Origin of the sequence: Ancrocorticia populi, from assembly GCF_003123745.1 — a bacterium.
GTDB lineage: Bacteria > Actinomycetota > Actinomycetes > Actinomycetales > Actinomycetaceae > Ancrocorticia > Ancrocorticia populi.
The window spans coordinates 155320-179330 of sequence record NZ_QETB01000003.1 but is presented as its reverse complement, the minus strand read 5'-3'; the positions used below and the strand labels follow the sequence as shown (position 1 = coordinate 179330).

The window sequence follows — 24011 nt, the reverse complement described above, 5'->3', positions numbered from 1 at the left end:
CGCAGGCCTGCGATAGTCTTAAAAGCAGACTTACCGTGAAGGAGTGTAATGGCAACAGAGGAGACGGCCGCCACAACGTATCGTTATACGGCCGAGCTGGCTAACCAGATCGAGGCATCGTGGCAGGAGCGGTGGGATAGGGAAGGCACATTTAACGCTCCCAACCCTGTTGGTGCCCTTGCCGGTGACGTTCCCCCTGAGAAGTTTTATCTCCTAGATATGTTCCCCTATCCGTCGGGTAAGGGCCTGCACGTGGGCCACCCGCTGGGGTATATCGCCACCGATACGGTGGCGCGATACCAGCGGATGAAGGGCAAGAACGTTCTGTACACCATGGGTTATGACGCTTTCGGCCTGCCGGCCGAGCAGTACGCGGTACAGACTGGTCAGCACCCGCGCATCACCACGGAAGAAAACGTGGCGAACATGCGGCGCCAGCTGCATCGCATCGGCCTCTCCCACGATATTCGGCGCTCCTTCTCCACTACGGATTCCGAGTATGTGAAGTGGACGCAGTGGATCTTCCTGAAGATTTTCAACTCATGGTTTGATGCGGAGGCCCAGCGCCGTGATGGGCGCGGACTGGGTGCTGCCCGTCCTATCTCCGAGCTGCGCGCTGAGTTCGAATCCGGTGCGCGGGTTGTTGATGATGGACGCGATTGGGGCGCGCTGAGCGCGGCCGAGCAGGCCGGAGTAATCGACGGATATCGGCTGGCCTACGTGAGCGAGGCACCCGTGAACTGGTGCCCGGGCCTGGGCACGGTGCTGGCCAACGAGGAAGTCACGGCCGAGGGCCGCTCAGAGCGCGGAAACTACCCGGTGTTCCGGCGCAGCCTGAGCCAGTGGATGATGCGGATCACCTCCTACGCTGACCGGTTGGTCGAGGATCTGGATACGATCGATTGGCCTGACAAGGTCCGCTCCATGCAACGCAACTGGATCGGGCGGTCCGAAGGCGCCGACGTCACGTTCGAAGTTCCCGGTGCGGGCACATCCCTAGAGGTATACACCACCCGGCCCGATACCCTGTTTGGTGCCACGTTCATGGCGGTTGCTCCGGAGCACCCGATTCTGGGAGGAACTGAGGCTGGCGCGGCAGATGATCAGGAAGCACTCACGCTGCCATCGAGCTGGCCCGAGGGAACGCGGGAGCAATGGACTGGCGGGGCGGTAAGCCCGGCCGAGGCCGTTGCCGCTTACCGGGCGCAGGCTGCCCACAAGTCCGAGATGGAACGTACCGATGATGCTCGGGTTAAGACCGGCGTCTTCAGCGGCTACTTCGGGGTGAACCCGGTCAACGGCAATCGGGTGCCGATCTTCGTGGCCGATTACGTGCTGACTGGTTACGGGACCGGCGCGATCATGGCGGTTCCCGCGCACGATCAGCGCGACTGGGAGTTTGCCACCAAGTACGATCTGGATATCGTGCGGACGATCGGGCCGGCAGAGGCTCCCTATGGACCTGATCTGGGTGTTGAAGCCTATGTGGGTGACGGCGTTGCCGTGGACTCCGCCAACGATCAGATCTCTCTGACCGGGCTGGGTAAGGACGAGGCCAAGGCGGCGATGACCGAGTGGCTGGAATCCATTGGTAAGGGCCACGCACAGGTGACCTACCGGCTGCGGGATTGGCTTTTCTCGCGGCAGCGCTACTGGGGTGAACCCTTCCCGATCGTGTGGGATGAGTTTGGGGAGGCGCACGGGATTCCCGAGGATATGCTGCCCTTGGACCTGCCCGAGGTGTCCGATTATTCACCGAAGGTGTATGACGCCGATGACGCAAGCTCATCCCCGGAGCCACCTCTGGGGCGTGCGGATGAGTGGGTGAACGTCGAACTGGATCTGGGTGATGGCCCGAAGAAGTACCGGCGCGATACAAACACCATGCCGCAATGGGCTGGTTCATGCTGGTACGAACTGCGCTACGCCGATCCGCTCAATAATGAAGCGTTCTGCGATCCCGCCAACGAAGAGTACTGGATGGGGCCGCGCCCCGAGCAGGGCAACGTCTCGGGCGGAACTGATCTCTACGTGGGCGGTGTGGAGCACGCGGTGTTGCACCTGCTTTACGCGCGTTTCTGGCATAAGGTGCTCTTCGATCTGGGTTATCTCAGCTCGTCCGAGCCGTTCCACAAGCTGTTCAATCAGGGGTATGTGCAGGCTTACGCCTTCACAGACGCTCGCGGGCAATACGTACCCGCTGAAGAGGTTGAAGAGATTGTAGGCAGCGATGGGGAAGTTGCCTTCCAATGGAAAGGTCAGCCTGTCAATCGCGAATACGGCAAGATGGGCAAGTCCCTGAAGAACATTGTGACCCCGGACGCCATGTGCGAGGAGTACGGGGCCGATACGTTCAGGCTCTACGAGATGTCCATGGGGCCGCTGGACGTTTCCCGTCCGTGGGAAACTCGAGCGGTAGTGGGATCCCAGCGATTCTTGCAGCGCCTGTGGCGCAACGTTGTGGACGAGGCCACCGGTGAGGTCACTGTGGTTGAGGATGATCTGGACAGCGAAACAGCAAAACTGTTGGCACGCACCGTTGCGGACGTGACAGGTGATTACGACGGCATGCGCATCAACACTGCGATCTCCAAGATGACGGTGCTAAACAACCACCTGACTGGGCTTAAACGCGTTCCACGCAAAGCGGTCGAGGATCTGATCCTCATGACCGCGCCCGTGGCGCCGCACGTAGCCGAGGAACTGTGGGGGCGTTTGGGGCACGGCCAGAGTCTGGCCCGCGAGCCATTCCCCGTGGTGAGCGACGAATCATTGCTGGTTGACGATACGGTAACCTGCATCGTTCAGGTGAAAGGTAAGCTGCGCGATCGTCTAGAAGTGGCCTCCGATATTTCAGACGATGATCTCAGCGCAATGGCGCTGGCTTCGCATAAGGTAGCAAAATACCTAGACGGTGAGCCTCGCAAGATTATTATTCGCGCACCGAAACTCATCAATATCGTTCCGTAACGATAAGAGAGGCCTAGGAGTAATGGCGAACGTAACGCTCATCGAAGAAGAGAAATTCGATGGTCAGCCCGCGTGGCGCATGACGGGGCCCGATGGCTCAACTGCGCTCATCGCGGCCCGCGGGGCAACCCTGCTCTCTTGGCAGCCCGCCAAGGGAATTGAACTTATCGACGGCTATCGGGATAGCGCCGAGCTTGCCGCTCAAGATGGGAAACGTTCCCTTGTGATGGTGCCCTGGTTTGGGCGGATCGCTGGCGGGGCGTACTCCTTCGGGTCGCATCATCTGGGCGCTGACGTGGATCCGGATCTGGGATTGCACGGCGGAAAGGCCGGAAGTCTCGAGTTTGTTCGAGAGGGTGCTGGCGATGCGTTGCTCCTGAGGGGCGTATTGGAGCCCAGTTCTGGGTATCCGTGGAGGCTCGAGATCTCAGTAGTCTTCTCTCTTGAGGGTGGAGCCTCCGGTCTAGAGCACCTCTCGGTGTCCATTAGCGCGCTCAATGCCTCACAAGAAGATGCCCCAGTTTCCATCGGCTGGCATCCCTACCTCAAGATGCCAGGACTAGACGGCATCTCGAATCTATCTCTAACCATTCCTGCGCGCGGCAAGATCCTTTCCGATTCGCAGCTCATCCCGCTTCCGGGCGATGCCGCGATCGCGGGGATCAACGCGCCAGCGCGCATGGATTATCTTGGGCATCAGAAGATCGACCGCACCTATACGGATCTTGTTCCCAGCGAGGATGGTGTGGTTGTCTCTCGCCTGACCGATCCGGCCAGCGGGAGGGAGATCCTGCTGACTCAGGAGCCTTCCGAGGCCCCCGGACTGCACGTGTACACCGGGGAATTCCTAGCGCGTGATCAGCGCAAGTCCATTGCGCTAGAGCCGTGTTCGGCAATGTCCGATTCGTTCAATCGGGCTGATTCTGCAAGTGCTATTCGGCTGGCGCCCGGGCAGGAGCGCACCCTGACACTCACCTTAAGCTACAAACGGTAGAGCGGGCGTTTCCCCAGCGTCGGTTCGTGCGAGGTTTCTCCACAGGGGATGGGATGTGACTCGCGGGGGTTGGATCTGGGGCGCGAGGATGTGACCATGTCACTTCCACCGCCACGCTCAAAACCTAAGCACAAGGGCCCTCAGCCTACGAGCCCTCCGCGCACAGCTGCCACGCGAACCACGCGGCGCTCGTTGGCCTCTCTGGCTTTGGCGTCCGGCACAGGCGAGGACGTTGCTGCTTTGACGGAGCGCGGGGCGAAGCCTCGATTCCGGTTAGATGGGGTGGCGCTGCGCGCGGTCATCATTGCGTGCGTGGCGCTGATTGGGGCAGTTTGGGCGTCCCTCGCGTTCGCGAATCCTTCGGAACCAGTGCCGCTCGGTGAGGATGGCTCTGCCAGTGTCGCTGATTCGGCACCAACAAGTACACCGTGGCCGGACACGATCGAGGCAACGCCAATCGATGGCGGCGATGTCACCATCTATATCTCAGGACAGGTGAAGAACCCGGGTGTCTATACGCTGGCCGGGCCAGCGCGCGTCAACGATGTGGTTGAAGCGGGTGGGGGCTTGACCGAGGACGCGGACGCCAGCTCCATTAACCTTGCGGCGCCCGCGCTAGACGGCGAACACATTCACGTGCCGGAACCCGGGGAAGCTCCGGCGAGCGGTCAGGCGGACGGCGGGCAATCTTCGGACGTCGTGAACATCAACAATGCCGGGGCGGAGCAGCTTCAAGCACTACCCGGAATCGGGCCCAAACTTGCGGAGGCGATCGTGCAGTGGCGCGAGACTCACGGTGCCTTCTCCGCTGTTGATGATTTGTTGGACGTCCCCGGCATCGGAAGCGGCAAGCTTGAGCAACTCAGAGAATTCGCGACGGTCTAGGATCGTCCTGCCGCGGCAGGACTTCAGATTGGTTCCCTTGGCTTGTTGTGCTCTTGTCGGGACGTGGGTGGGTATCGGACAGATAGGCAAGGGGTTCATCTGGGGGAGCGGTCTTGTTGTGGCTGGCGCCGCCCTTGCACTGCTTGCAATCGTGGTCCGGGTGCCCCGGCTTTGGATCGTTGTGCATGGGGCGATCCTCGTGGCAAGTGTTGGCGTGGGGATATGTCAGGTGGCCGTGGCACATCCGTCCGCGCTAGTGACCGTTAGCGGTCAGGCCAGCCGGTTGATCATCGATGGGACCGTGACTTCGCGTCCCCACCCGAGCCTGACGCCTTGGGGCGAAACCCAGTGTTCGGCGAACGTGAGTGTGGCTCGTTTTGTGGGCGAAGGTCAGACCGCGCAGTACCCCCATACGAAAGTAGCGATCGTAAGCCTGCCCTGTGGAGTGATACCGGGCCAGAACGTCCGCATCGAGGGACGGCCAATTGAAACCGAACCCCGACAGGAGGTGGCGTTTCGTATGGTCCCGCATGAGACGCAGGTTTCTGGTACTGGGCGGGCAAGCGAGCGCATTGTCGCCAAGATTGATGACGGTATGGGCCAGGTCCTAGACGGCGCGCCCCAGCACGCTCAGGGACTGATCCCCGGCGTAGCTCTAGGAGACGATTCGCGCGTATCTTCGGTCCTCGCCGACGCCATGAAGCTGACGGGACTCACTCACCTTATTGCTGTATCGGGCGGGCACATCTCCATCGTCATTGCGATCACCCTGGCGATAGTGGGCCGCAGACACAGCGCTATTGCCGCATCGCTATGCGCCGTAGCACTCGTGGGTTTGGTGCTGCTCGTGGGTCCGCACCCGTCGGTAATCCGGGCGGTCGGGATGAGCGTGGTGTTGCTTGCCGCGATGTCTGTAGGGCGAGGCACCGGTGCGGTACCTGCACTCTGCATCGCCATCATCGCCACCTCGTGGGTATTTCCCTATATCGCAATGGGGTACGGTTTCTGGCTATCGGCTGCCGCCACCGCGGGTATTGTCACCGTCGGTTCGCCGCTTGCTGAGATGCTGGCAGTGTGGATGCCGCGCGGGCTCGCTGAGGCCATCGCAATTCCCTTGGCTGCTCAGCTGGCGTGCGTCCCGATCCTCATGCTGTTCAGCGAGGAGGGTTCCGTGTGGGCGGTAGCCGCAAATGCTCTGGTAGCACCAGTAGTGGCACCACTGACCATAGCGGGTCTAATTGTCGCGCTGGCCGCTCCGTTGCCGCTAGCTTCCCTAGCGCTCATCCCGGCAACCATGGCCACGTGGTGGATTGACGTAGTTGCACGGTCCTTTGCCGCAGCGCCCGGCTCAGGCATCCCGCTGCTATGGTCTGGGGTGGTCTGCTTCGCGATGCTCGCCGCATTGGTGGCCTTTCGCGGGGCGATGCTAGCGGCCCGCGTAGCAGTGGCGCTGGGCTGTTGGTGGGCATGGACGTTCGTTGTTGGGCGCCCAGCGGGTGCACCCGAGGACTGGGCGGCGATCCAGTGCGATGTTGGGCAGGGCTCAGCACTTATCGCGCGCAATGAAGCCGGCGCAACCATCATGATGGATGTGGGGCCCGAGGGCCCGTCCGCGGCCCGTTGCCTTTCCTCCGCGGGAATCAGAGAACTCGACCTATTGATCTTGTCTCATGCTCACTCGGATCACATTGGCGGCCTCCCCGAGGTGATGAGTGAGGTGGATATCGCCGAAGTATGGCTCTCACCCAACCCCGATCCCGCGGACAACACCGAGTGGGTGGAACGCCAGCTCGATGCGTCGGGTATCCCGTATCGGAGCGTTCGGGCCGGCGAAACGTTCCAGAACTTTCTCGAAATCCTCTGGCCGATTACACCAAACCAACGCGAGGGCGAAGCCAACGCGCAATCGCTCGCGGCTTATATTGACGTGAGTGGGGGACTTCTAGTGCTCTCCGACATGACGGCTGATTCTCAGGAGCGGCTCGCTCCGCACATCGGTCACGTGCCGATAGTGATCATGGCGCATCACGGAAGTGCGGATCAGTCATCCCAACTCGCGGCGAATGCCTCGCCAGACTTCACGTTCATTTCCGTAGGAGAAAACAGCTACGGGCATCCAGCTCCGGCAGCCCTTGATCTCTACTCGGATTCACAGGTCTTCGATACATTGACGTGTGGCCCGATTGCCATCACTGCCGAAGGTAACATCGAATCGCGATGCGATGAGACGCCGTGACATACTAGGTGCCATGGCAAAGGGATCATCGAACGTGGCGTGGAATCAGCTTGACCTTGCCCCGGTGATCCTCATAGATTGCGGCGAAGATGTGCTGGGGGATCAGGCAATCGCTCGGCTGGTCCGCCTCGCTTTGGACCGCGACCCGTCCACGGAGGTCACGCGTCTCGATGCCGCGGCATACAGTCCCGGAAGGCTCCCGATGCTGGCCAGTCCCTCGCTATTCGGCGAGGCTCGTATGGTCATTGTGCCGCGCGGGGAAACGATGAACGATGCGTTTCTGGCGGATGCCTTAGCCTACGTTGCCGCGCCAGAATCGGACGTGGTGTTCGTTCTCAAGCATTCCACCTCGAAGCCTCGTGGCAAGAAGCTTTTTGACACGATCCGGGCCGCCGGATTCCAGTGCTCGGCGATTCCTGCTATCAAGCGTGATAGCGAGAAGGCGGATCTCGTCTCTGCCCACGCTAAGTCCAAGCGGCGCCAGATTACGCGCGAGGCAGTTCAGGATCTTGTGGATGCTCTGGGCAATGATGTCCGCGAACTGCTCTCGGCAGTGGATCAGCTTCTAGATGACGTACCAGGTACGATCGATGAGCGCGCAGTTCACACCTACTACGCGGGGCGCAACGAGGCCACACCGTTCGCCGTGGCAGACGCGGTGATCGCTGGGCGTACAGCGGAGGCCATCACACTTGCCCGCCACGCGATGGCAACGGGTACGCAGGCGGTGCCGATAGTCTCAGCTATCGCCTCGAAGCTGCGTGGGATGGGCCTCGCACTGGCCTCTCGCGGCGCGGTTGACCCCAAGGAAATAAAGCTAGCTCCGTGGCAGCTTCGGCGCGCGCGAGACGAGGTACGCCACTGGAGTCAGGAGGGCTTAGCCCAGGCCGTCCTTGCCATTGCGGCCGCGGATTCCGAGGTGAAGGGAGGCTCTCGCAGCCCGGGATTCGCGCTGGAGAGAGCTATCGTGAGGATTGGTCAGGCCCGCGGCTGACTGCTGTGCTTTGCGTCATAACTTGTGTATGATGTGAATTGGTCAGACCGGCCCGATCATTACCAACACCAATGCTTCGCGGCCGCCTTAATCAACGATGATGGGAGTGGGCCTTGCTGATTGGCATACCCAATGAGCCAGAGCAAAACCTTGTATCCGCACCGCCTGATTCCGTAAGAAAGCTCGTTACCTTGGGCTACACGGTACGGGTAGAACATGCAGCGGGTAACGCGGCGTCCTTCCCGGACGAACAGTACCTCGCTGCAGGAGCAGAGATTGTGGAGTCCAAGGAGGTGTGGGAGTCCGACGTTGTGATCTGCTTGGACGAGCCTCCGGCAGAGAAGCTGGAGTTGCTCCGCCCCGGTGTCACGCTGATTTCACGCTTGGACCCGAATTCCCGTCCACAGCTTGTAGAAAAGCTCACCTCCCTCAAGGTCAATGCGCTGGCCATGGACGCCGTTCCACGGATCTCGCGAGCACAATCGATGGACGTCCGCTCCTCGATGGCAAACATTGCCGGATACAGGGCAGTGATCGAAGCGGCGAACGCATTCGGCCGCGTCTTCACTGGGCAGGTCACGGCTGCGGGCAAGGTTCCACCGGCCAACGTATACGTGATTGGCGCGGGCGTTGCCGGGTTGGCCGCCGTTGGCGCCGCCTCCTCAATGGGCGCCCAAGTCAGCGGAACGGACGTACGGCCCGAGGTTGCCGAACAGGTTGAATCGATGGGCGGGCGGTTTGTTCCGATCCCGGTTTCCCAAGAATCGAGCGATGGGTACGCCCGCGCGATGAGCGAGGATCAGGCCCAGCAGGCTCAGGCCGTCTACACGCGCGAGGCGATCGGATCCGATATCGTCATTACCACGGCTCAGATTCCCGGCAAGCCCGCTCCAACGCTTATTACCGCGGATGCCGTGGCCCAGATGCGCCCCGGATCCGTGATCGTGGATCTGGGCGCCTCGACCGGTGGAAACTGCGAGCTGACGCGGCCGGGTGAGGTCTACACCACCGCCAACGGCGTCACGATCATTGGCTACGAAGATCTTGCCCGGCGGCTACCAGGCCAAGCCTCACAGCTGTATGGCCAGAACATCATGAACTTTCTGAAGCTCGCCACCCCACAAAAGGATGGGAATCTAGTTCTTGACCAGAGTGATCAGGTAGTTCGCGGCGTGACGGTGACGTTCGAGGGAACCCTCATGTGGCCGCCCCCTCCCATCAGCGTATCGGCCGCCCCGCAGGCCACTCCTGCTCCCACGGCCGAACAAGTGCCGGCCCCCATACCTCCGGTTCGCCCGTCATTCTTTAAGCGGACGTGGTGGAAGGCGCTTCTGGTCGCGGTCTTCACGTGGCTGATACTGACGGCGCCGCCGGACATGCAGGGCCACTTCTTTGTGTTCGCGCTGGCCGTCTTCTTAGGCTTCTACGTGATCACGGCCGTTACCCATTCGTTGCATACGCCCCTGATGTCAGTGACCAACGCGATTTCGGGCATCATCATCGTGGGTGCCATCACTCAAATCACCTCTGCTCACGTGTTCGTGGTTGTCGCGTCGTTTATCGCCATAGTGGTGGCGTCCATCAATATCTTTGGCGGGTTCACGGTGACCCACCGAATGCTCAAGATGTTTGCGAGGAGCTGAGATGGAGATTACGTCCGCAGTATTCCGCTTCGAGAATCTGGCCTATCTTGTGGCGGCTATGATGTTCATTCTTGCGCTTGGGGGATTGTCCAAGCAGGCCTCGGCCAAGAGTGGCAACGTATTGGGCATGTTCGGAATGGGCTTAGCGCTCATCGCCACTGTGTGGGTTACGCTCTCTCAGGGTTCCAGCCAAGCCCTCAGCGCAACCCTCATTGCCATTGCCCTTGTGATTGGTGCCGCGATCGGCATATGGCGCGCCAAGAGTGTCGAAATGACGGGAATGCCCGAGCTCATCGCGCTGCTCCACTCCTTCGTGGGATTGGCGGCGGTGGTGGTTGGCTACAACTCGTTCATCGAGTTGCCGGGCACCAATTCGCCAGAAAATGCCTTCCACATGGGTGAAGTTGGCCTCGCAGTATTCATTGGGGCGGTCACCTTCACGGGCTCGATAGTGGCCTTTCTCAAGCTCTCGGGGAAGTTGTCCGGCCGTCCACTTACACTTCCCGGGCGCAATCTCCTGAATCTAGCGGCCGCGGTAGCTTCGGTTGCCCTCATCGTCTGGCTTGCCCATACGCGCTCAATCGCTACGGGACTGGTGCCGCTAGTGGTTCTCACGGTGATTGCACTTCTTCTGGGTGCCCACCTAGTCCTTGCGATCGGCGGCGGTGATATGCCGGTTGTAGTTTCCATGCTCAACTCATACTCGGGCTGGGCCGCGGCAATGGCCGGCTTCACCCTAGGCAATGATCTCCTCATTGTCACCGGCGCCCTCGTGGGTGCATCCGGCGCCTACCTGTCCTACATTATGTGTCAGGCAATGAACCGCTCGTTTATCTCCGTGATTTTGGGTGGATTTGGGAACCACGACGGAGCGGTCGCCTCCGCTGAGGCCACTGGCACGCACGTTGAGGCTACTGCGCAAGATGTTGCTGCGCTGCTGGAGCGCGCAAAGTCCGTGGTGATCGTGCCGGGCTATGGTATGGCAGTTGCTCAGGCTCAGAACAGCGTAGCTGAGCTGACACAAACGCTCCGCGCCGGTGGGGTTCAGGTGCGCTTCGGTATACACCCGGTTGCGGGACGCCTACCAGGGCACATGAACGTTCTGCTGGCAGAGGCCAAAGTTCCTTATGACATCGTTCTAGAGATGGACGAGATCAACGATGACCTTGCTGAAACCGATGTGGTGTTGGTGATTGGGGCTAACGATACGGTGAATCCCGCTGCCAAGGAGCCCGGATCACCCATTGCTGGAATGCCCGTACTTCACGTATGGGAAGCCGCTAACGTGATTGTTTTCAAACGTTCCATGGGTAACGCAGGGTACGCGGGCGTTCAGAATCCACTGTTCTTTGAGGACAATACCCAGATGCTTCTGGGGGATGCGAAGCAATCGGTGCAGGAGATCACGGCTAGAGTTGAGCTGGTAGCAAAGGCAAGCTAGCCATATCTGCGTTCCTCATGGATGATTGTGCTATGAGCAACCAGTTCCCAGAAAACGAATATGGCTCCTTCCCGGACAATGGCTTCGATCGGTCCGATCGCGCCAACGCGTGGAGCATGGGTGAAAACGCTGGTGCCGGGCCAACCGGCGGCTACGGCTTTGACGCCTATCCGGGCCAAGGAACGGTCTCCGCTTCCGATGACCGGACGTTCGCCACGATCGCGGCGCTTTCCGGCCCCGTCGGCATGCTCTTTTCGCTGGGTTGGTTAGGATTTGCCGGCCCGCTTATCGTGTGGGCGATCTATAGGAATCAGAGTCCGTTCCTGCGCGATCAAGCTGCCCGAGCATTCAATTTCCAGCTGGGTATGACCCTACTCAGCGTTCTCGCATGGATCCTGCTGTTCACGGTGATCCTTGTACCCGTATCCGTGGCAATCTGGATCATCGTCTTCATCTTCTCCGTTTACCACCCGATCAAGGCCGCGATCGGGTATTCGCGCGGTGAGTCCTACCGTTACCCGCTGTCACTGAGAGTACTCAACTAATCAGGCGAGATCGCGAATTCTGGCTGCTCTAGCCGAGGCGCCAGGGAGCTCGGCAGCGTGTTCGGGCATCTGTCTTAATCGGCATGGCCCGACGAACTGGCACCAGTGAGAAGCGAATGCCCTAGCGGCCTCTTCCGATGCAATCTGCGTGGGCAGCGCGAAGTACCGCGGCTTGCTGGCATGGAACAGGATGGTCACCAGCCATACGAGGCTGCGCCCAATCGTAAAATCTGTGCGCCCGGCTTCGAGTACCCACTGCGCCTTGTCATTGGCGGGGGTCAGGACTTGATGCGCGGCCTCAAGGATGTCTTGGCAATCACTCACCTCCCGGTCCTTAATGGTAATCTCAATCTTCTCGGATTCACCCTTGACCCACTTAACTGGACGGGTTTGCAGTAAATGAACAAAAGGAAGGTCGAAGGACCTGCCCAAATCGCTGGCGCTCGCCTGCAGCACGCGGAATAGTTGAGTGAACTGGGCGCCACCGGATGCCGAGCTGCGCACCGTGCGCCCGATGTCCGTGATGATCGGATAGTTGATCGCCACGATGAGGAGGGGGATGCCTGTGCCGAGTAGGTTCCCGAGTAGGGCAAAGCGTACGGCCACGGCGATGAGGATTACGTAGAGCACGGTGACGGCGAAGTTGACGCTCTGGTTGAGCTTGAAGCCGGGGACCTCTTGAGGCTCCTCGATGAGAAGCTCCGGAGTGATTTCGGGCAGTGGGGTATAGGACATCCACTGGGTTGCCGTGGCCTTTCTGGTCTGCAGTGCATTGAGCGTGCTCGTGTTGATCTCGTTAATCCTTGTGGGTGCGCTACCCGTCAGAATCTCGTTGAGGTGCTTTCTCTGCCGGTAATCGAGCACATGGTCCAGGCCCTGGACCATCCGAGACTCACCATCTCGGCTGAGACCCCACACCCGCGCGTGTTTGGCAATGAGCTGGCGCACGTCTTCCCCGTCGCTTCCGCGGAGGGCAGTCACGGTCCATATATGCAGCGTCTTGCGGGACGCGCGGTCTTGAGCGAGTGTGTTGGCCCGGATTGCGGTGAGCGGACCGGTTGCAGTGGACAGATCGATTACCGTGTTGACCGCGGGCAGGGGAGCGGAAGAACCGATGGCCGGAGTGGTCAACAGGAGCTGGCTTAGCCCGGTGCCAAGCAGGGTGTTCGCTAGCCGTGCAGGATCTAGGCCCGCCAGCTCAAACTCGGTCAACTGGGAGGATGAGACTGCGCGAAGGCCCTCGCCTTCGATAGCACTGATGAGCTCTGCGGCACCGGCCGGGACTACCACGCGATCTGCGAGAATCAGAGTGGGATGAAACTGGGCCAGATCTTCGAATTCAGTGACTATGCACTTTATCGAGGAGGCCGTGAGAGCAGCATCGTCATCAATAACTGCTAACCCAATGAAAGTTGCGCCGTCCATTCGGGCGGCTTCAAGTTGAACGATGGGATTGAGCGACCGCGCTTTCTCCATCGGATCGGTAGGTTCCACGAACCACGCATATTCGCGCAACGGGACGCGAGATTTCGTCAGAGTCACTAAACCATTCTAATGAATGGAAAAGAAAAAGCGGCAAGCCTAACGGCCTGCCGCTTCCTCACGCTTAAGAATCTCAGCTCAGCTTGTTGATGGCCTGAGCCAGCTTTGACTTGCGGTTAGCAGCCTGATTCTTGTGGATGACACCCTTGGATACAGCCTTATCAAGCTTGCGGGCCGCTGCCTCGTAAGCAGCCTGAGCCGCTTCCTTATCGCCAGCCGTCACGGCTTCGCGGGTCTTGCGGACGTACGTCTTCAGCTCGGACTTAACTGCGCGGTTGCGAAGACGCGACTTCTCGTTCGTGAGAATCCGCTTCTTCTTCGACTTGATGTTTGCCACTTAATTCTCTTTCAACTCAATCGTCAGGTGACGATAGATGTACATGGTCGGTGAGGGATATGCCATCAGCGGGACTGGGGAAGTGGGGTTCCCGTGGAGTGCCTTTGGCTGGACCTTCCACCCGACCAGGTGAGAAGTCCAATCGTTTACTGTACCAGAGTAGAAAGAGCAGGGGCAGCAGCCGAGGCCCGATATGATGTGAGACCAAGCGCATTAGTGCGCCATTGGCTACTATGTCATCATGGCGCGAAGCGGACAATCCGATGACTATTTCATCGATGATGTGTTTGAGGGTGTGGATGCTGCGCCACATCGCAAACGTAAGCCTCTTCGTACCGCCATCATTGTTCTGGTTATTGCGGTGCTGGTTGCTGGCCTTGGGATTGCAGGCGTGCTCTTTGCCCGACAGCAGGAGTTCGAATCTCTGAACACCTTTGGCGATCCGTTTGAGGAGCTGACGGCGCGCCCCTCACGAGAGCCGGTGGAAGAATCGAACCTTGATCCGGTCACTTTCCTGATCCTCGGTTCAGATTCGCGCATTTCCGCCGGCGACGCCGCCGATTGGGAACCTGGAGCTCAGCGAACCGATGCGATCATGTTGGTGCAGGTTGCTGGCAACCGCCGGTCTGTTGCCGTGATGTCAATTCCTCGCGATTCGTGGGTTGATATACCCGGTGTAGGAGAGGCAAAGATTAACGCGGCATACTCCTACGGAGGCCCTGCGTTGACCATCGAAACGGTGGAGAACCTGACGGGTGTGAGAATTGATCACTTCGCGATCGTGGACTTCACATCGTTCACCGAACTGACTGACCTCGTGGGCGGTGTTGACCTACCAACCCCGGATGGCACACAGCACATGTCCGGAGGCGAAGCGCTCACCTACGTTCGGGAGCGGTACGGTCTGCCCGGTGGGGACTTCGATCGGGTCCGGCGCCAGCAGGTGTGGATGAAAACGGTTTTCGAGAGTCTCCTGACTCCCGAAGTGCTCTCTTCTCCCAGTAAGCTCATGGACGTGTACGGCACAGTTCAGGACTATCTGTCCGTGGATGAGGGCCTAAGCGTCACCGGGCTGGTGGAACTGGGGAGCTCACTGCGCAACCTCAGCTCGGACGGCCTCATTTTCTTGACCGCCCCATATTCGGGCACTGACACGTCCTCCGATGGCCAATCCATCGTGCTGCTCGATGAGGAGGCGGTGGCTGGGCTGAGCCAAGCTTTCCAAGAGGATACTGTCAAACAGTGGGTTGTGACCCATCCAGAACTGGAGACTCTAGATTCGAGACCAATCGAGTAGGTGAGCTATTCGGTGTGGTCCTCAAAACGCGCGACATCATTACGCGAGGAACCGTCAGCGGACGTGTGAAAAAGCAGTTCGGTCAACGTGACGTGGACGCGCTCAACCTTGGGAACGTCATCGAGGAGGAGCGGTTCGGCGGCAGAGGTTTGAAGAACGAGGGATCCGCACCCGAGCATGCGGTCAAGGACCGAGCGCTCGTAGGAGACGTTGGAGATGCGGCTCAGCGGAATGTCGTGCCCCGTCTTCGTGAGGACTCCACGGCGGGTGATGATGCGGCGGTTGGTGATGGTGTAAGTGGATGTGAGCCAGTTAAACCATGGCCACACGAAGATCACAAGGAAGAGCGTCACGGCAACTGCCACGATCGCTACCGTCGATGCGGGCCGCCAGTCTTCAGGCAGATACACGTATGCCAGAACCGCCACCACGATCAGCACAATAGTGGCTATCAGGTTCGGGATGATTTCCTTGATGTGGGTGCGCATGTGCAGGATAACGTGCTCGTTCTGGCCCAAGAGCTTTTCTGAGAACTTCATGCGGCTATAGTGTCACAAATATTTGTGCGGCGCGCCTTTAGAGCACGGCAAAAAACGCAATAAACGCGAATAGAGTCTCAATCGGAATGAGAACGCCAGTTGCTATCGCGGAAACCAACGTGATGCGTAGATCGTCCTTCAGATAGGGGGCGTTCACCGTTCCGCCCGCAGCCGCGACAGCTGCCCTCTGAGCTGCCTCCACCCGCGGCATCCAAGTGTCGCGCAGTTGGGTTTCCTCCATCATGGCGTCATAGTTGCGCTGGGCGTCCGTATCTTCGGCGGGAGTGGCGCGCGAGTTGGTTCCTAGAGGAGTTCCATCCTGCGAGATTATCGTGACATCTTCCGAGGTGGCGGCCTCTCCCTGAATAGTGGACTCTTGATTTTTTACCCATACGCCAACAGCGTTCGCTAGCCGGTACCTCCGCCACGTGAAGAACCCGGCAACGCCCAGCCCGAGGATTCCGGCGGCGAACGGGAGCCAGTCGATGAAGCCCTCGCCAGCGCGCCCCACGAACCATCCGAGTACAGCTACAAGGGTACTAAGAACCGCCAATGCGCGCCCCATGAGCTGCCCGGGCAACCGCGTGAGGGTTTCGATAACCGGGACAATGTCCTTGAGCGAGCCATAGAAGGGGAACATGTCCTAATTGTTCCATCACTCGGCCGTGCCCGGCACGCCTTCACTCTCAGGGTGAACTGACCAATCCACAGTCAAACTGACCAACCCCACACTCTGAGAAATGTTGGAAACCAGCTTTCACCACTAGAATGGGCGCGACTGTTGAAGAAGGAGTACCGTGCCCGTCACAACCCCTGCAGAGCTGGAATCAATCCAGCCCTCCGCAACCCCTGCGGAATATATCCGGAACTTTTGCATCATCGCCCATATCGATCACGGCAAGTCCACGCTGGCTGATCGGATGCTGCAATTGACCGGCATTGTGGACGCGCGAGAGATGCGCGATCAGTACCTCGATCGCATGGACATCGAGCGTGAACGCGGTATCACCATTAAGTCTCAGGCCGTGCGGATGCCCTGGACGATGGAGGGGCAGGCATACGCCCTCAACATGATTGATACCCCCGGGCACGTGGACTTTTCCTATGAGGTAAATCGCTCACTTGCTGCCTGCGAGGGTGCGATCCTGCTCGTGGATGCCACTCAGGGCATCGAGGCCCAGACGCTCGCCAATCTGTACATGGCCCTCGAAAACGACCTCACGATCATCCCGGTTCTTAACAAGATTGATCTCCCCTCGGCTCAGCCTGAGAAATACGCTCAGGAGGTCGCCTCCTTGCTGGGCGTGGAACCGGAAGAGTGCATCGCCGTATCGGGCAAGACGGGCGCGGGTGTACCAGAGCTGTTGGATCGCATCGTGTCCGAGATTTCGAGCCCGGAGGGTGATCTAGATGCGCCCTCGCGTGCCATGATCTTCGATTCGGTCTATGACATCTATCGGGGTGTTGTCACCTACGTCCGTGTGAAGGATGGCCGGCTCAATCCGCGGGAGCGCGTGGCCATGATGTCTACCGGCAGCTCACACGAGCTTCTAGAAATTGGCGTTATCGCGCCCGAACCCAAGCCCACCGCCGGGCTGGCGGCGGGAGAGGTCGGATACCTCATCACGGGAGTCAAGGATGTGAGGCAGTCCCGTGTGGGAGACACTGTTACATCCGCTTCGCGCCCGGCGCCCGCGCCTCTAGAGGGCTACGCCGATCCCAAGCCGATGGTTTTCTCGGGTATATACCCGATCGATGGTTCGGACTATCCAGCCCTGCGTGAGGCGCTAGACAAGCTCAGGCTGAATGATGCCGCCCTCCAATACGAACCTGAAAACTCCGTGGCGCTTGGCTTTGGTTTTCGTTGTGGGTTCCTCGGGTTGCTTCACTTGGATATCATCCGTGAGCGCATCGAGCGCGAGTTTGATATTTCGATCATCGCCACGGCCCCATCTGTTGTGTACCGCGTGATCACGGACGGCGGCGAGGAGGTAACCGTCACGAATCCCTCGGAGTTCCCTGACGGCAAGGTCGCTCATATCTCCGAGCCGATGGCCAAGGCCACGCTCCTGACACCCTCCGAATACGTGGGAACCCTGATGGAGCTATGCCAGCAACGCCGAGGGAACCTGCAGGGTATGGACTACCTTTCCGAGGAGCGGGTGGAGCTGCACTACGATCTCCCGCTCGCCGAAATCGTGACGGACTTCTTCGATCAGCTCAAGAGCCGTACTAAGGGTTATGCATCCCTCGATTACGATCTCGAAGGCGAGCAGGAGGCCGATCTGGTCAAGGTGGATCTGCTGCTAAACCACGAGCCGGTTGATGCTTTCAGCGCCATCGTTCACCGTGAAAAGGCGTACAGTTACGGCCTTGAAATGACGAAAAAGCTGAGGAACCTCATACCCCGCCAGCAGTTCGAGATCCCGGTTCAGGCGGCCATCGGCACGCGAGTGATCGCACGCGAGACTATCCGGGCCGTCCGAAAGGACGTGCTGGCCAAGTGCTACGGAGGTGACGTTTCGCGAAAGCGCAAGCTATTGGAGAAGCAGAAGGAAGGTAAGAAGCGTATGAAGACGATTGGCCGAGTGGATGTACCGCAGGAAGCCTTCGTTGCCGCTCTCACCTCCGAGCCAACGTCAGAGAAGAAGTAGCATATGCCGGAAAAATCGGGCCGTCCCGAGTTTGCCCGCATTAAGTCTTTTACCCTGCGCGGTTCGCGCCTTGGCGATAAATACGAAACCCTTCTGGCAGAACGCGGCCCAGAGTTCATCATCGATCTGCCAGCCGGACACGACGCTACTGCCGTGGCCGCCGATGCCCGCTTCGACCTTGTGCGGGAGTTTGGGCGCTCGGGCCACCTCGCCATTGAGATCGGGCCAGGCTCCGGCGAACAACTTGTGTCTTTCGCCGCGGCCCATCCCGATTGGAACGTGCTGGCGCTCGAAGCGTGGCACCCGGGTGTGGCCCGGTGTGTTGCCCGCGCCGCCCGCGAGAACATTACGAATGTGCGCATCATCGAGGCGGACGCGGCTCAAGCCCTTCCGATCCTCTTCGGGCTGGAGGCGGCAGGGAAAAACGCCCCAGAGGAGATCATCGCCGCTGGCCCACGTCTTAACCCTGCCCATCCGAACGCAGAAAACCCGCGTGCGGACATGCTGTGGACCTTCTTCCCGGATCCGTGGCGCAAGGCGCGCCATCACAAGCGCCGGATCGTTTCGCCCACCTTCGCAGGTGTTGCCGCGGGCCTCCTGCGTCAGGGTGGAACGTGGCGAATGGCCACCGATTGGGACGATTACGCTTGGCAGATGCGCGACACCGTTGAGGCTTCGCCCTACTTCGACAACCCGCATGCTGGCAACCTCCAAGATCCGGCCGATCCTGAGCCCGAGCGCGGGGGTTATGCACCACGCTGGGAAGGGCGGATTATGACGCGTTTTGAGGAGCGGGGTATCGAGGCCGGGCGCACGATCCACGACCTCGAGGTTATTCGCAATGGCCAGTCTTCCTGACGGTGAACCGGCGCCTCAAGACGGCTCGCTCCCGAACCCGGATATTAGTGCGGGCTTCTCCGCCTACGTCCACATCCCGTTTTGTTCTGTGCGCTGCGGGTACTGCGATTTCAATACGTATACGAACCCGAATTTCGGGCCGGGTGCGGGATTAACAGACTTCCCCGATTCGCTGGCCCGCGAGATCGCGCTCAGCCGGCGCGTGCTCGAAGGGAACGGCCCTATCAAGACCGTCTTTTTCGGTGGTGGTACCCCTACGATGCTGGATTCGGCCCAGTTGGTTGCCGTTCTGGGCGATTTGAAAGCCACCTTCGGGCTTGCCGCAAACGCTGAAATCACAACTGAGGCAAATCCCGAGTCAGTGACTCCCGAATCGCTACGGGAGCTAGCAGCTGGCGGCTTTACTCGCGTTTCCTTCGGCATGCAATCGGCGGTTCCGCGCGTGCTGTCCATTCTGGATCGCCAGCACCGCCCGTCCAGAGTTCCGCAAGTGGTGCGCTGGGCGCGGGAGGCCGGTTTGGAGGTTTCCCTCGATCTCATCTACGGTGCGCCGGGGGAGACCGATGTTGAATGGCGAGCTTCCTTGGAGGCGGCCCTGGCCCTGGAGCCGGACCATATTTCCGCCTATGCACTGACGGTTGAACCGGGCACCAAGATGGGCGGCCAGGTTCGACGCGGTGAGATTTCTCTGCCCGATCCAGATATGCAGGCCGATCGTTATGAGATGGCCGCCGCGATGCTAGAGCCAGCGGGCTACCACTGGTATGAGATCTCGAATTGGGCGCGTCCCGGCCACGAGTGCGCCCACAACCTCGCATATTGGCGCGGTAGTGATTGGTGGGGTTATGGCCCCGGCGCGCACTCCCATATAGGCGGTACGCGGTTCTGGAACGTTAAGCACCCGCTCGCCTACGCAAATCGGCTGCTGGATGGGGCCAGCCCAGCGGCGGCCCGCGAGCTTCTGTCCGCCACGGAGCGTGCCGAGGAGACCATCATGCTGGGGATCCGGCTCGCCGAAGGAATTCCGGTTCCGGCCGCGACGGGCCGCGAAGTTATTGCCGGCTTTATATCGGATGAGCTTGTTGACCCTGCCTCCGCATTCTCCGGCACCCTGCGCCTCACGTTGCGGGGCAGGCTATTGGCAGATTCCGTAACCCGGGCTTTGTGGCAGGATTTATAACGACGACGGCCTACCGCGCCCCCGCCTCCGTCAAGAAATCTATGAGCTCTTCCATACGCCCAAGCAGGCTCGGTTCAAGATCCTTGTAGCTGTGAACGTGGGAGAGTATCCGAGCCCAGCCGCGGCCGATATCTCCCGGACTCTCGTGGGGTAGGCCCAGCCGCTTGAGCGTGCCCATCTTGATATCCTCCCCACGCGGGACGGCGGGCCAAGAAGAAATCCCAACCGCAGCGGGCTTGACAGCCTGCCACACATCCACGTATGGATGGCCCAGAATGAGCACGCCGGGCATGCGGGCGAAGCGATCGGTGAGCCGCGATTCCTTTGAGCCGGGCACGAGGTGATCTACGAGCACACCGGCACGACGGATGGGAGAAGGCTGGAACTGAGCGATCATTTCCTCTAAACGATCAACCCCGAGGAGTTCCTCCACCACAATGCCTTCGTAGGCGAGGTCCTCGCCCCATACCTTGGAGACCAGCTCGGCATCGTGCTTACCCTCTACCCAGATGCGCGATTCGCGGGCAACGCGGGCGCGGTGGTCAACGTGGAAGGATCCGGAGGCGGTAACGGCGGGGCCCTTCTTTGTGACGGCCGGCTCCGGGGCAACTAGCTCCACCGGCTTGCCTTCGATCCAGAAGCCGCGTCCCATCCGAAACGATCGTCGAATCCCACCGCGGCCCTCGGCCTCAAACTGCCATTGGCCGGCAACCCGTCCCACCTTCACAATTTCACCTACGAAGCCAGACTGCAGATCCTCGATGAGTAGGCCGGGTGCGGCCGCGACCTTTTGGGATTGAGGCTGACGGTGCGGATCATCGGACAAAACGTCACTACCGTAGGGATCTTCGAACACCAGATAAGGCTAGCTTCAGGGTGTGGGCAAATGCATGACGGGTGTAATGGTGTGTTCCCGGGGTCTGCGAGCGTAGGATTAGCACTCAGGAACGTCGAGTGCTATGTCTAAGGAGCGGTTGTGGGAAGCGAGGAACGGCGTACGCGCGTGCTTGAGGCAATTGTGCGTGACTACGTCTCTCATCGGGAACCCGTGGGTTCCCGCGCGCTCGTAGAGAAGTACCGCCTAGGCGTTTCCCCGGCCACGGTGCGAAACGATATGTCAGTCCTCGAAGATGAAGGCCTGATCGCGCAACCGCACACCTCCGCAGGCCGTATCCCAACGGATCTGGGGTACAGAACTTTCGTTAATTCGCTTCAGATCATCGAGCCTCTTTCCCCGTCAGAGAGGCGCGCCATGGAACGCCTGATGGACGGCGCGGTTGACCTTGACGATGTGATCGCCCGGGCGGTGCGGCTCCTAGCCGGAATCACACATCAGGCCGCAGTGGTCCAATACCCCTCGCTGAACAAGGTATCCCTGCGTCATCTTGAGCTCATCGGGGTGGGTGACCTTCATGCGCTACTTGTTATCATCACGGAGGCGGGGCGCGTCGAGCAGAGAACGCTGGTGTTCCCTGAACCGGTAGCCGCTGCAACCCTCGAGGACCTCGCGCGAACACTAAACAATGAGTGGGCGGGCAAGAGCCTTGATTCGCTCGGTAGCTCGATGCCTGAACACTTGGCACCGCCAGTGGAAGAGATCGCACAGGCGGTCTCCGCCGTTGTTGAATCCGCGCTCCGCGCCGAAGGGGAAGAGCGGATCATGCTGGCCGGAACGGCGAATCTTTCGCGCCACCACCTAGACTTCGCCCGCTCAATTTCTCCCGTGTTGGAGGCCCTTGAGGAGCAGGTTGTGCTCTTGAAGCTGTTGGGTGCCATGCAAGACGGCATGTCCATATCGATCGGCGAAGAAAACCAGTCCGATGGCCTCTCTGAGGCCTCGGTTATATCCAGCACCTACGATGTGGACGATCGGTCTGTAGCTCGCGTGGGAATCATCGGGCCTACCCGCATGGATTACCCCGGATCGATCGCCGCCGTGCAGGCAGTGGCACGATACCTGTCAGAAATCCTTTCAGCTCACTGAGCTGGAAACCCATCTAAGAAGAGAGACCGTTGGCTGATTACTACGCAACGCTCGGCGTGAACCGTGACGCTTCGCAGGAAGAAATCAAGAAGGCGTACCGGAAGCTCGCACGCAAGTTACACCCCGATGTTGCCGGTCCAGAGGGAGCGGAACAGTTCAAGGCCGTGAACGAGGCCTATGACGTTCTGTCCAATCAGGAGCAGCGCAAGCTGTATGACATGGGCGGTGAGGAAGCGCTTCATGGAGGCGGAGGAGCAGGCTTCGGCGGGTTCCAAGATATCTTCGATACGTTCTTTGGCGGAATGGGCGGAGGCATGGGCGGCGGCCAACGCGGCCCGGTACCGCGCGGTAGGCGCGGCCAAGATGCCCTTGTGAGCGCCACATTGGACCTCGAAGAGGTTGTGTTTGGCTGTGAGAAGAGCATCTCTCACACACTGGCCGGCGAGTGCCCCACCTGCCATGGGACATGCGCCGCACCGGGAACCGAACCCATTCCGTGCGATCAGTGCAACGGCACCGGCTCCGTTCAGCGGGTCACCAATTCACTCTTTGGCCAGATGGTTTCCCAGTCCGTGTGCCCGAAGTGCCACGGCCACGGGACCGTCATTGTGACGCCATGCTCCGAGTGCGCCGGGGAAGGCCGCGTGCGTGTCACGAAGTCCACGAAGGTTAAGGTCCCGGCGGGTGTAGAAGAAGGTATGCGTATCCGCTTGTCCGGGCAGGGCAATGCGGGCGTCGAAGGCGGCCCGGCCGGAGATCTTTTCGTTGAGGTTCGCATCAACCAAGATCCCGTCTTCCAGCGGGCGGCGGATGATCTCCAGTGCGAGCTCCAGGTTCCGATGACCAGCGCCTCGTTGGGCACCACTGTCACCATCGATACGTTCGATGGCCCGCAGGACATCGAGATCCCCGCGGGTACGCCGTCCGGGCACGTCATTGTGCTATCCGGCCTTGGCGTTGGGCGCCTCCATCGAGGCGGCCGTGGAGATCTCAAGGTGGCGGTAGCGGTCAAGACACCTACGAAGCTGGATGAGGCCCAGCGCGCCCTCCTCGAACAACTGGCCCAGATGCGCGGCGAACAGCAGCCCACCGCGCGCTTGGTTCAGCAGAACTCCTCCATCTTCTCCAAGCTCAAGGACAAGTTCGCGGGCCGATGACTGCACCTTGCTACGTTGCCGCCTTCGATCCCAGTGATATGGCGCCCGGTGCCACAATCGAGTTGGCGGGGCAAGAGGGGCACCACGCTGCCACGGTGCGCCGCACACGCGTCGGCGAACGGATAGACCTCGTCAATGGATCGGGCGGACGGCTTCGTTGTGAGGTGGGCCAGCTTGGCAAGGGAATTCTTAATCTGAGGGTCCTGACCGTGGTTCAGGAAACCGCCCCTAGCCCGAACATCGTGCTGGTTCAAGCACTGGCAAAGGGCGGACGGGACGAGCAGGCGGTTGAGACCTCGACGGAGTTTGGGGCATCCCGAATTATCCCGTGGCAGTCCGCGCGGTCAATAGCCAACTGGCGGGGCAAAGAGGAGAAGGGCCGTAAGAAGTGGCAGGATTGTGCCACCGCCGCGGCAAAGCAATCGCGACGGGCATGGATACCCGAGGTTGAAGCTCCTGTTAGCTCGGCCGAGCTTGCCTGTGCGCTCGAGGCCCAGATATCTGCGGGAGCAGTTGCACTCATCTGCCATGAGGAGGCCACGAGCAGCCTTCCAGAGATTGCGACGGAAGCGGGGGAACGGTACATCGCCGTCGTCGGCCCAGAGGGCGGAATCTCTCCGGATGAACTGGAGCTTTTCACGCGGGTAGGGGCGAAAACATGCCTACTGTCTGCGCACGTACTCCGCTCGGCAACGGCTGGGCCATACGCTATCGCAACGATTATGGCATCTTACGCATCGCGCCCAGTAGACTGA

The 24011-nt window shown here is 60.1% G+C and carries 20 protein-coding genes; 15 read left to right on the top strand and 5 right to left on the bottom strand.

Annotation, left to right across the window (positions count from 1 at the left end; all coding sequences use genetic code 11):
- Window positions 1-48 precede the first annotated feature (48 nt).
- The 8 genes from DD236_RS06300 (at window position 49) to DD236_RS06265 (ending at window position 11708) form a co-directional block, all read left to right on the top strand.
- Complete coding sequence (locus tag DD236_RS06300) at window positions 49-2970, top strand: leucine--tRNA ligase (RefSeq protein ID WP_109093540.1); 2922 nt, start codon at window positions 49-51, stop codon at window positions 2968-2970.
- A gap of 22 nt (window positions 2971-2992) precedes the next feature.
- Window positions 2993-3964: an aldose 1-epimerase gene (locus tag DD236_RS06295; protein ID WP_109093539.1), complete on the top strand. Its 972-nt coding sequence runs from the start codon at window positions 2993-2995 to the stop codon at window positions 3962-3964.
- 96 nt (window positions 3965-4060) lie between these two features.
- Window positions 4061-4849 carry a ComEA family DNA-binding protein gene (locus DD236_RS12160; RefSeq protein WP_207785711.1) on the top strand — a complete coding sequence of 263 codons (789 nt, stop codon included), beginning with the start codon at window positions 4061-4063 and terminating at the stop codon, window positions 4847-4849.
- Window positions 4850-4916: 67 nt separating this feature from the next.
- On the top strand, window positions 4917-7085 hold the full coding sequence (locus DD236_RS06285; protein WP_165819845.1) for a ComEC/Rec2 family competence protein: 2169 nt from the start codon (window positions 4917-4919) through the stop codon (window positions 7083-7085).
- Between the two features lie 13 nt (window positions 7086-7098).
- Complete coding sequence (gene holA, locus DD236_RS06280; RefSeq protein WP_207785710.1) at window positions 7099-8079, top strand: DNA polymerase III subunit delta; 981 nt, start codon at window positions 7099-7101, stop codon at window positions 8077-8079.
- 113 nt (window positions 8080-8192) lie between these two features.
- Window positions 8193-9722 (top strand): Re/Si-specific NAD(P)(+) transhydrogenase subunit alpha, encoded by a 1530-nt coding sequence (locus DD236_RS06275; protein ID WP_109093536.1) that lies wholly within the window; start codon window positions 8193-8195, stop codon window positions 9720-9722.
- A gap of 1 nt (window position 9723) precedes the next feature.
- Entirely contained in the window at window positions 9724-11163 is a 1440-nt protein-coding gene (gene pntB, locus DD236_RS06270) for a Re/Si-specific NAD(P)(+) transhydrogenase subunit beta (protein ID WP_109093535.1), read from the top strand.
- Between the two features lie 32 nt (window positions 11164-11195).
- Complete coding sequence (locus tag DD236_RS06265) at window positions 11196-11708, top strand: DUF4870 domain-containing protein (protein WP_207785709.1); 513 nt, start codon at window positions 11196-11198, stop codon at window positions 11706-11708.
- On the opposite strand, the gene DD236_RS06260 is transcribed toward DD236_RS06265, so the two are convergent.
- Together DD236_RS06260 and rpsT are read right to left on the bottom strand one after the other, a co-directional pair.
- The gene (locus DD236_RS06260; protein ID WP_133246066.1) at window positions 11709-13250 is read right to left on the bottom strand and encodes a hypothetical protein; all 1542 of its coding nucleotides are present in this window, start codon (window positions 13248-13250) and stop codon (window positions 11709-11711) included.
- A gap of 73 nt (window positions 13251-13323) precedes the next feature.
- Entirely contained in the window at window positions 13324-13587 is a 264-nt protein-coding gene (gene rpsT / locus DD236_RS06255; protein ID WP_109093533.1) for a 30S ribosomal protein S20, read from the bottom strand.
- Window positions 13588-13828: 241 nt separating this feature from the next.
- On the opposite strand from rpsT, the gene DD236_RS06250 reads away from it, so the two are divergent.
- Window positions 13829-14884, top strand: a complete 1056-nt coding sequence (locus DD236_RS06250; protein WP_243410030.1) for an LCP family protein — start codon at window positions 13829-13831, stop codon at window positions 14882-14884.
- Window positions 14885-14889: 5 nt separating this feature from the next.
- On the opposite strand, the gene DD236_RS06245 is transcribed toward DD236_RS06250, so the two are convergent.
- Both DD236_RS06245 and DD236_RS06240 read right to left on the bottom strand, forming a co-directional pair.
- Window positions 14890-15423, bottom strand: a complete 534-nt coding sequence (locus DD236_RS06245; RefSeq protein ID WP_109093532.1) for a PH domain-containing protein — start codon at window positions 15421-15423, stop codon at window positions 14890-14892.
- Between the two features lie 37 nt (window positions 15424-15460).
- Window positions 15461-16063: a hypothetical protein gene (locus DD236_RS06240; protein WP_109093531.1), complete on the bottom strand. Its 603-nt coding sequence runs from the start codon at window positions 16061-16063 to the stop codon at window positions 15461-15463.
- A 157-nt stretch (window positions 16064-16220) separates the two neighbouring features.
- Here DD236_RS06240 and lepA point away from each other — a divergent pair, with 157 nt between their 5' ends.
- From lepA to hemW, 3 genes are read left to right on the top strand one after another with little or no spacing between them, the layout of a single operon-like run.
- Entirely contained in the window at window positions 16221-18077 is a 1857-nt protein-coding gene (lepA, locus tag DD236_RS06235; protein WP_109093530.1) for a translation elongation factor 4, read from the top strand.
- A 3-nt stretch (window positions 18078-18080) separates the two neighbouring features.
- Window positions 18081-18935, top strand: a complete 855-nt coding sequence (gene trmB, locus DD236_RS06230) for a tRNA (guanine(46)-N(7))-methyltransferase TrmB (protein WP_109093529.1) — start codon at window positions 18081-18083, stop codon at window positions 18933-18935.
- Window positions 18919-20115, top strand: coding sequence for a radical SAM family heme chaperone HemW (gene hemW / locus DD236_RS06225; RefSeq protein ID WP_109093528.1), 1197 nt, complete (start codon window positions 18919-18921; stop codon window positions 20113-20115). Before trmB ends, hemW begins: the two co-directional genes overlap by 17 nt.
- 10 nt (window positions 20116-20125) lie before the next feature.
- Here the strand turns inward: hemW and DD236_RS06220 are convergent, their stop codons facing one another.
- Entirely contained in the window at window positions 20126-20971 is an 846-nt protein-coding gene (locus tag DD236_RS06220) for a DUF3097 family protein (protein ID WP_243410029.1), read from the bottom strand.
- A gap of 120 nt (window positions 20972-21091) precedes the next feature.
- On the opposite strand from DD236_RS06220, the gene hrcA reads away from it, so the two are divergent.
- From hrcA to DD236_RS06205, 3 genes are read left to right on the top strand one after another with little or no spacing between them, the layout of a single operon-like run.
- Window positions 21092-22099, top strand: coding sequence for a heat-inducible transcriptional repressor HrcA (gene hrcA / locus DD236_RS06215; protein WP_109093526.1), 1008 nt, complete (start codon window positions 21092-21094; stop codon window positions 22097-22099).
- 29 nt (window positions 22100-22128) lie between these two features.
- Window positions 22129-23256: a molecular chaperone DnaJ gene (dnaJ, locus tag DD236_RS06210; RefSeq protein WP_109093525.1), complete on the top strand. Its 1128-nt coding sequence runs from the start codon at window positions 22129-22131 to the stop codon at window positions 23254-23256.
- Window positions 23253-24011, top strand: coding sequence for a 16S rRNA (uracil(1498)-N(3))-methyltransferase (locus DD236_RS06205; protein ID WP_109093524.1), 759 nt, complete (start codon window positions 23253-23255; stop codon window positions 24009-24011). Before dnaJ ends, DD236_RS06205 begins: the two co-directional genes overlap by 4 nt.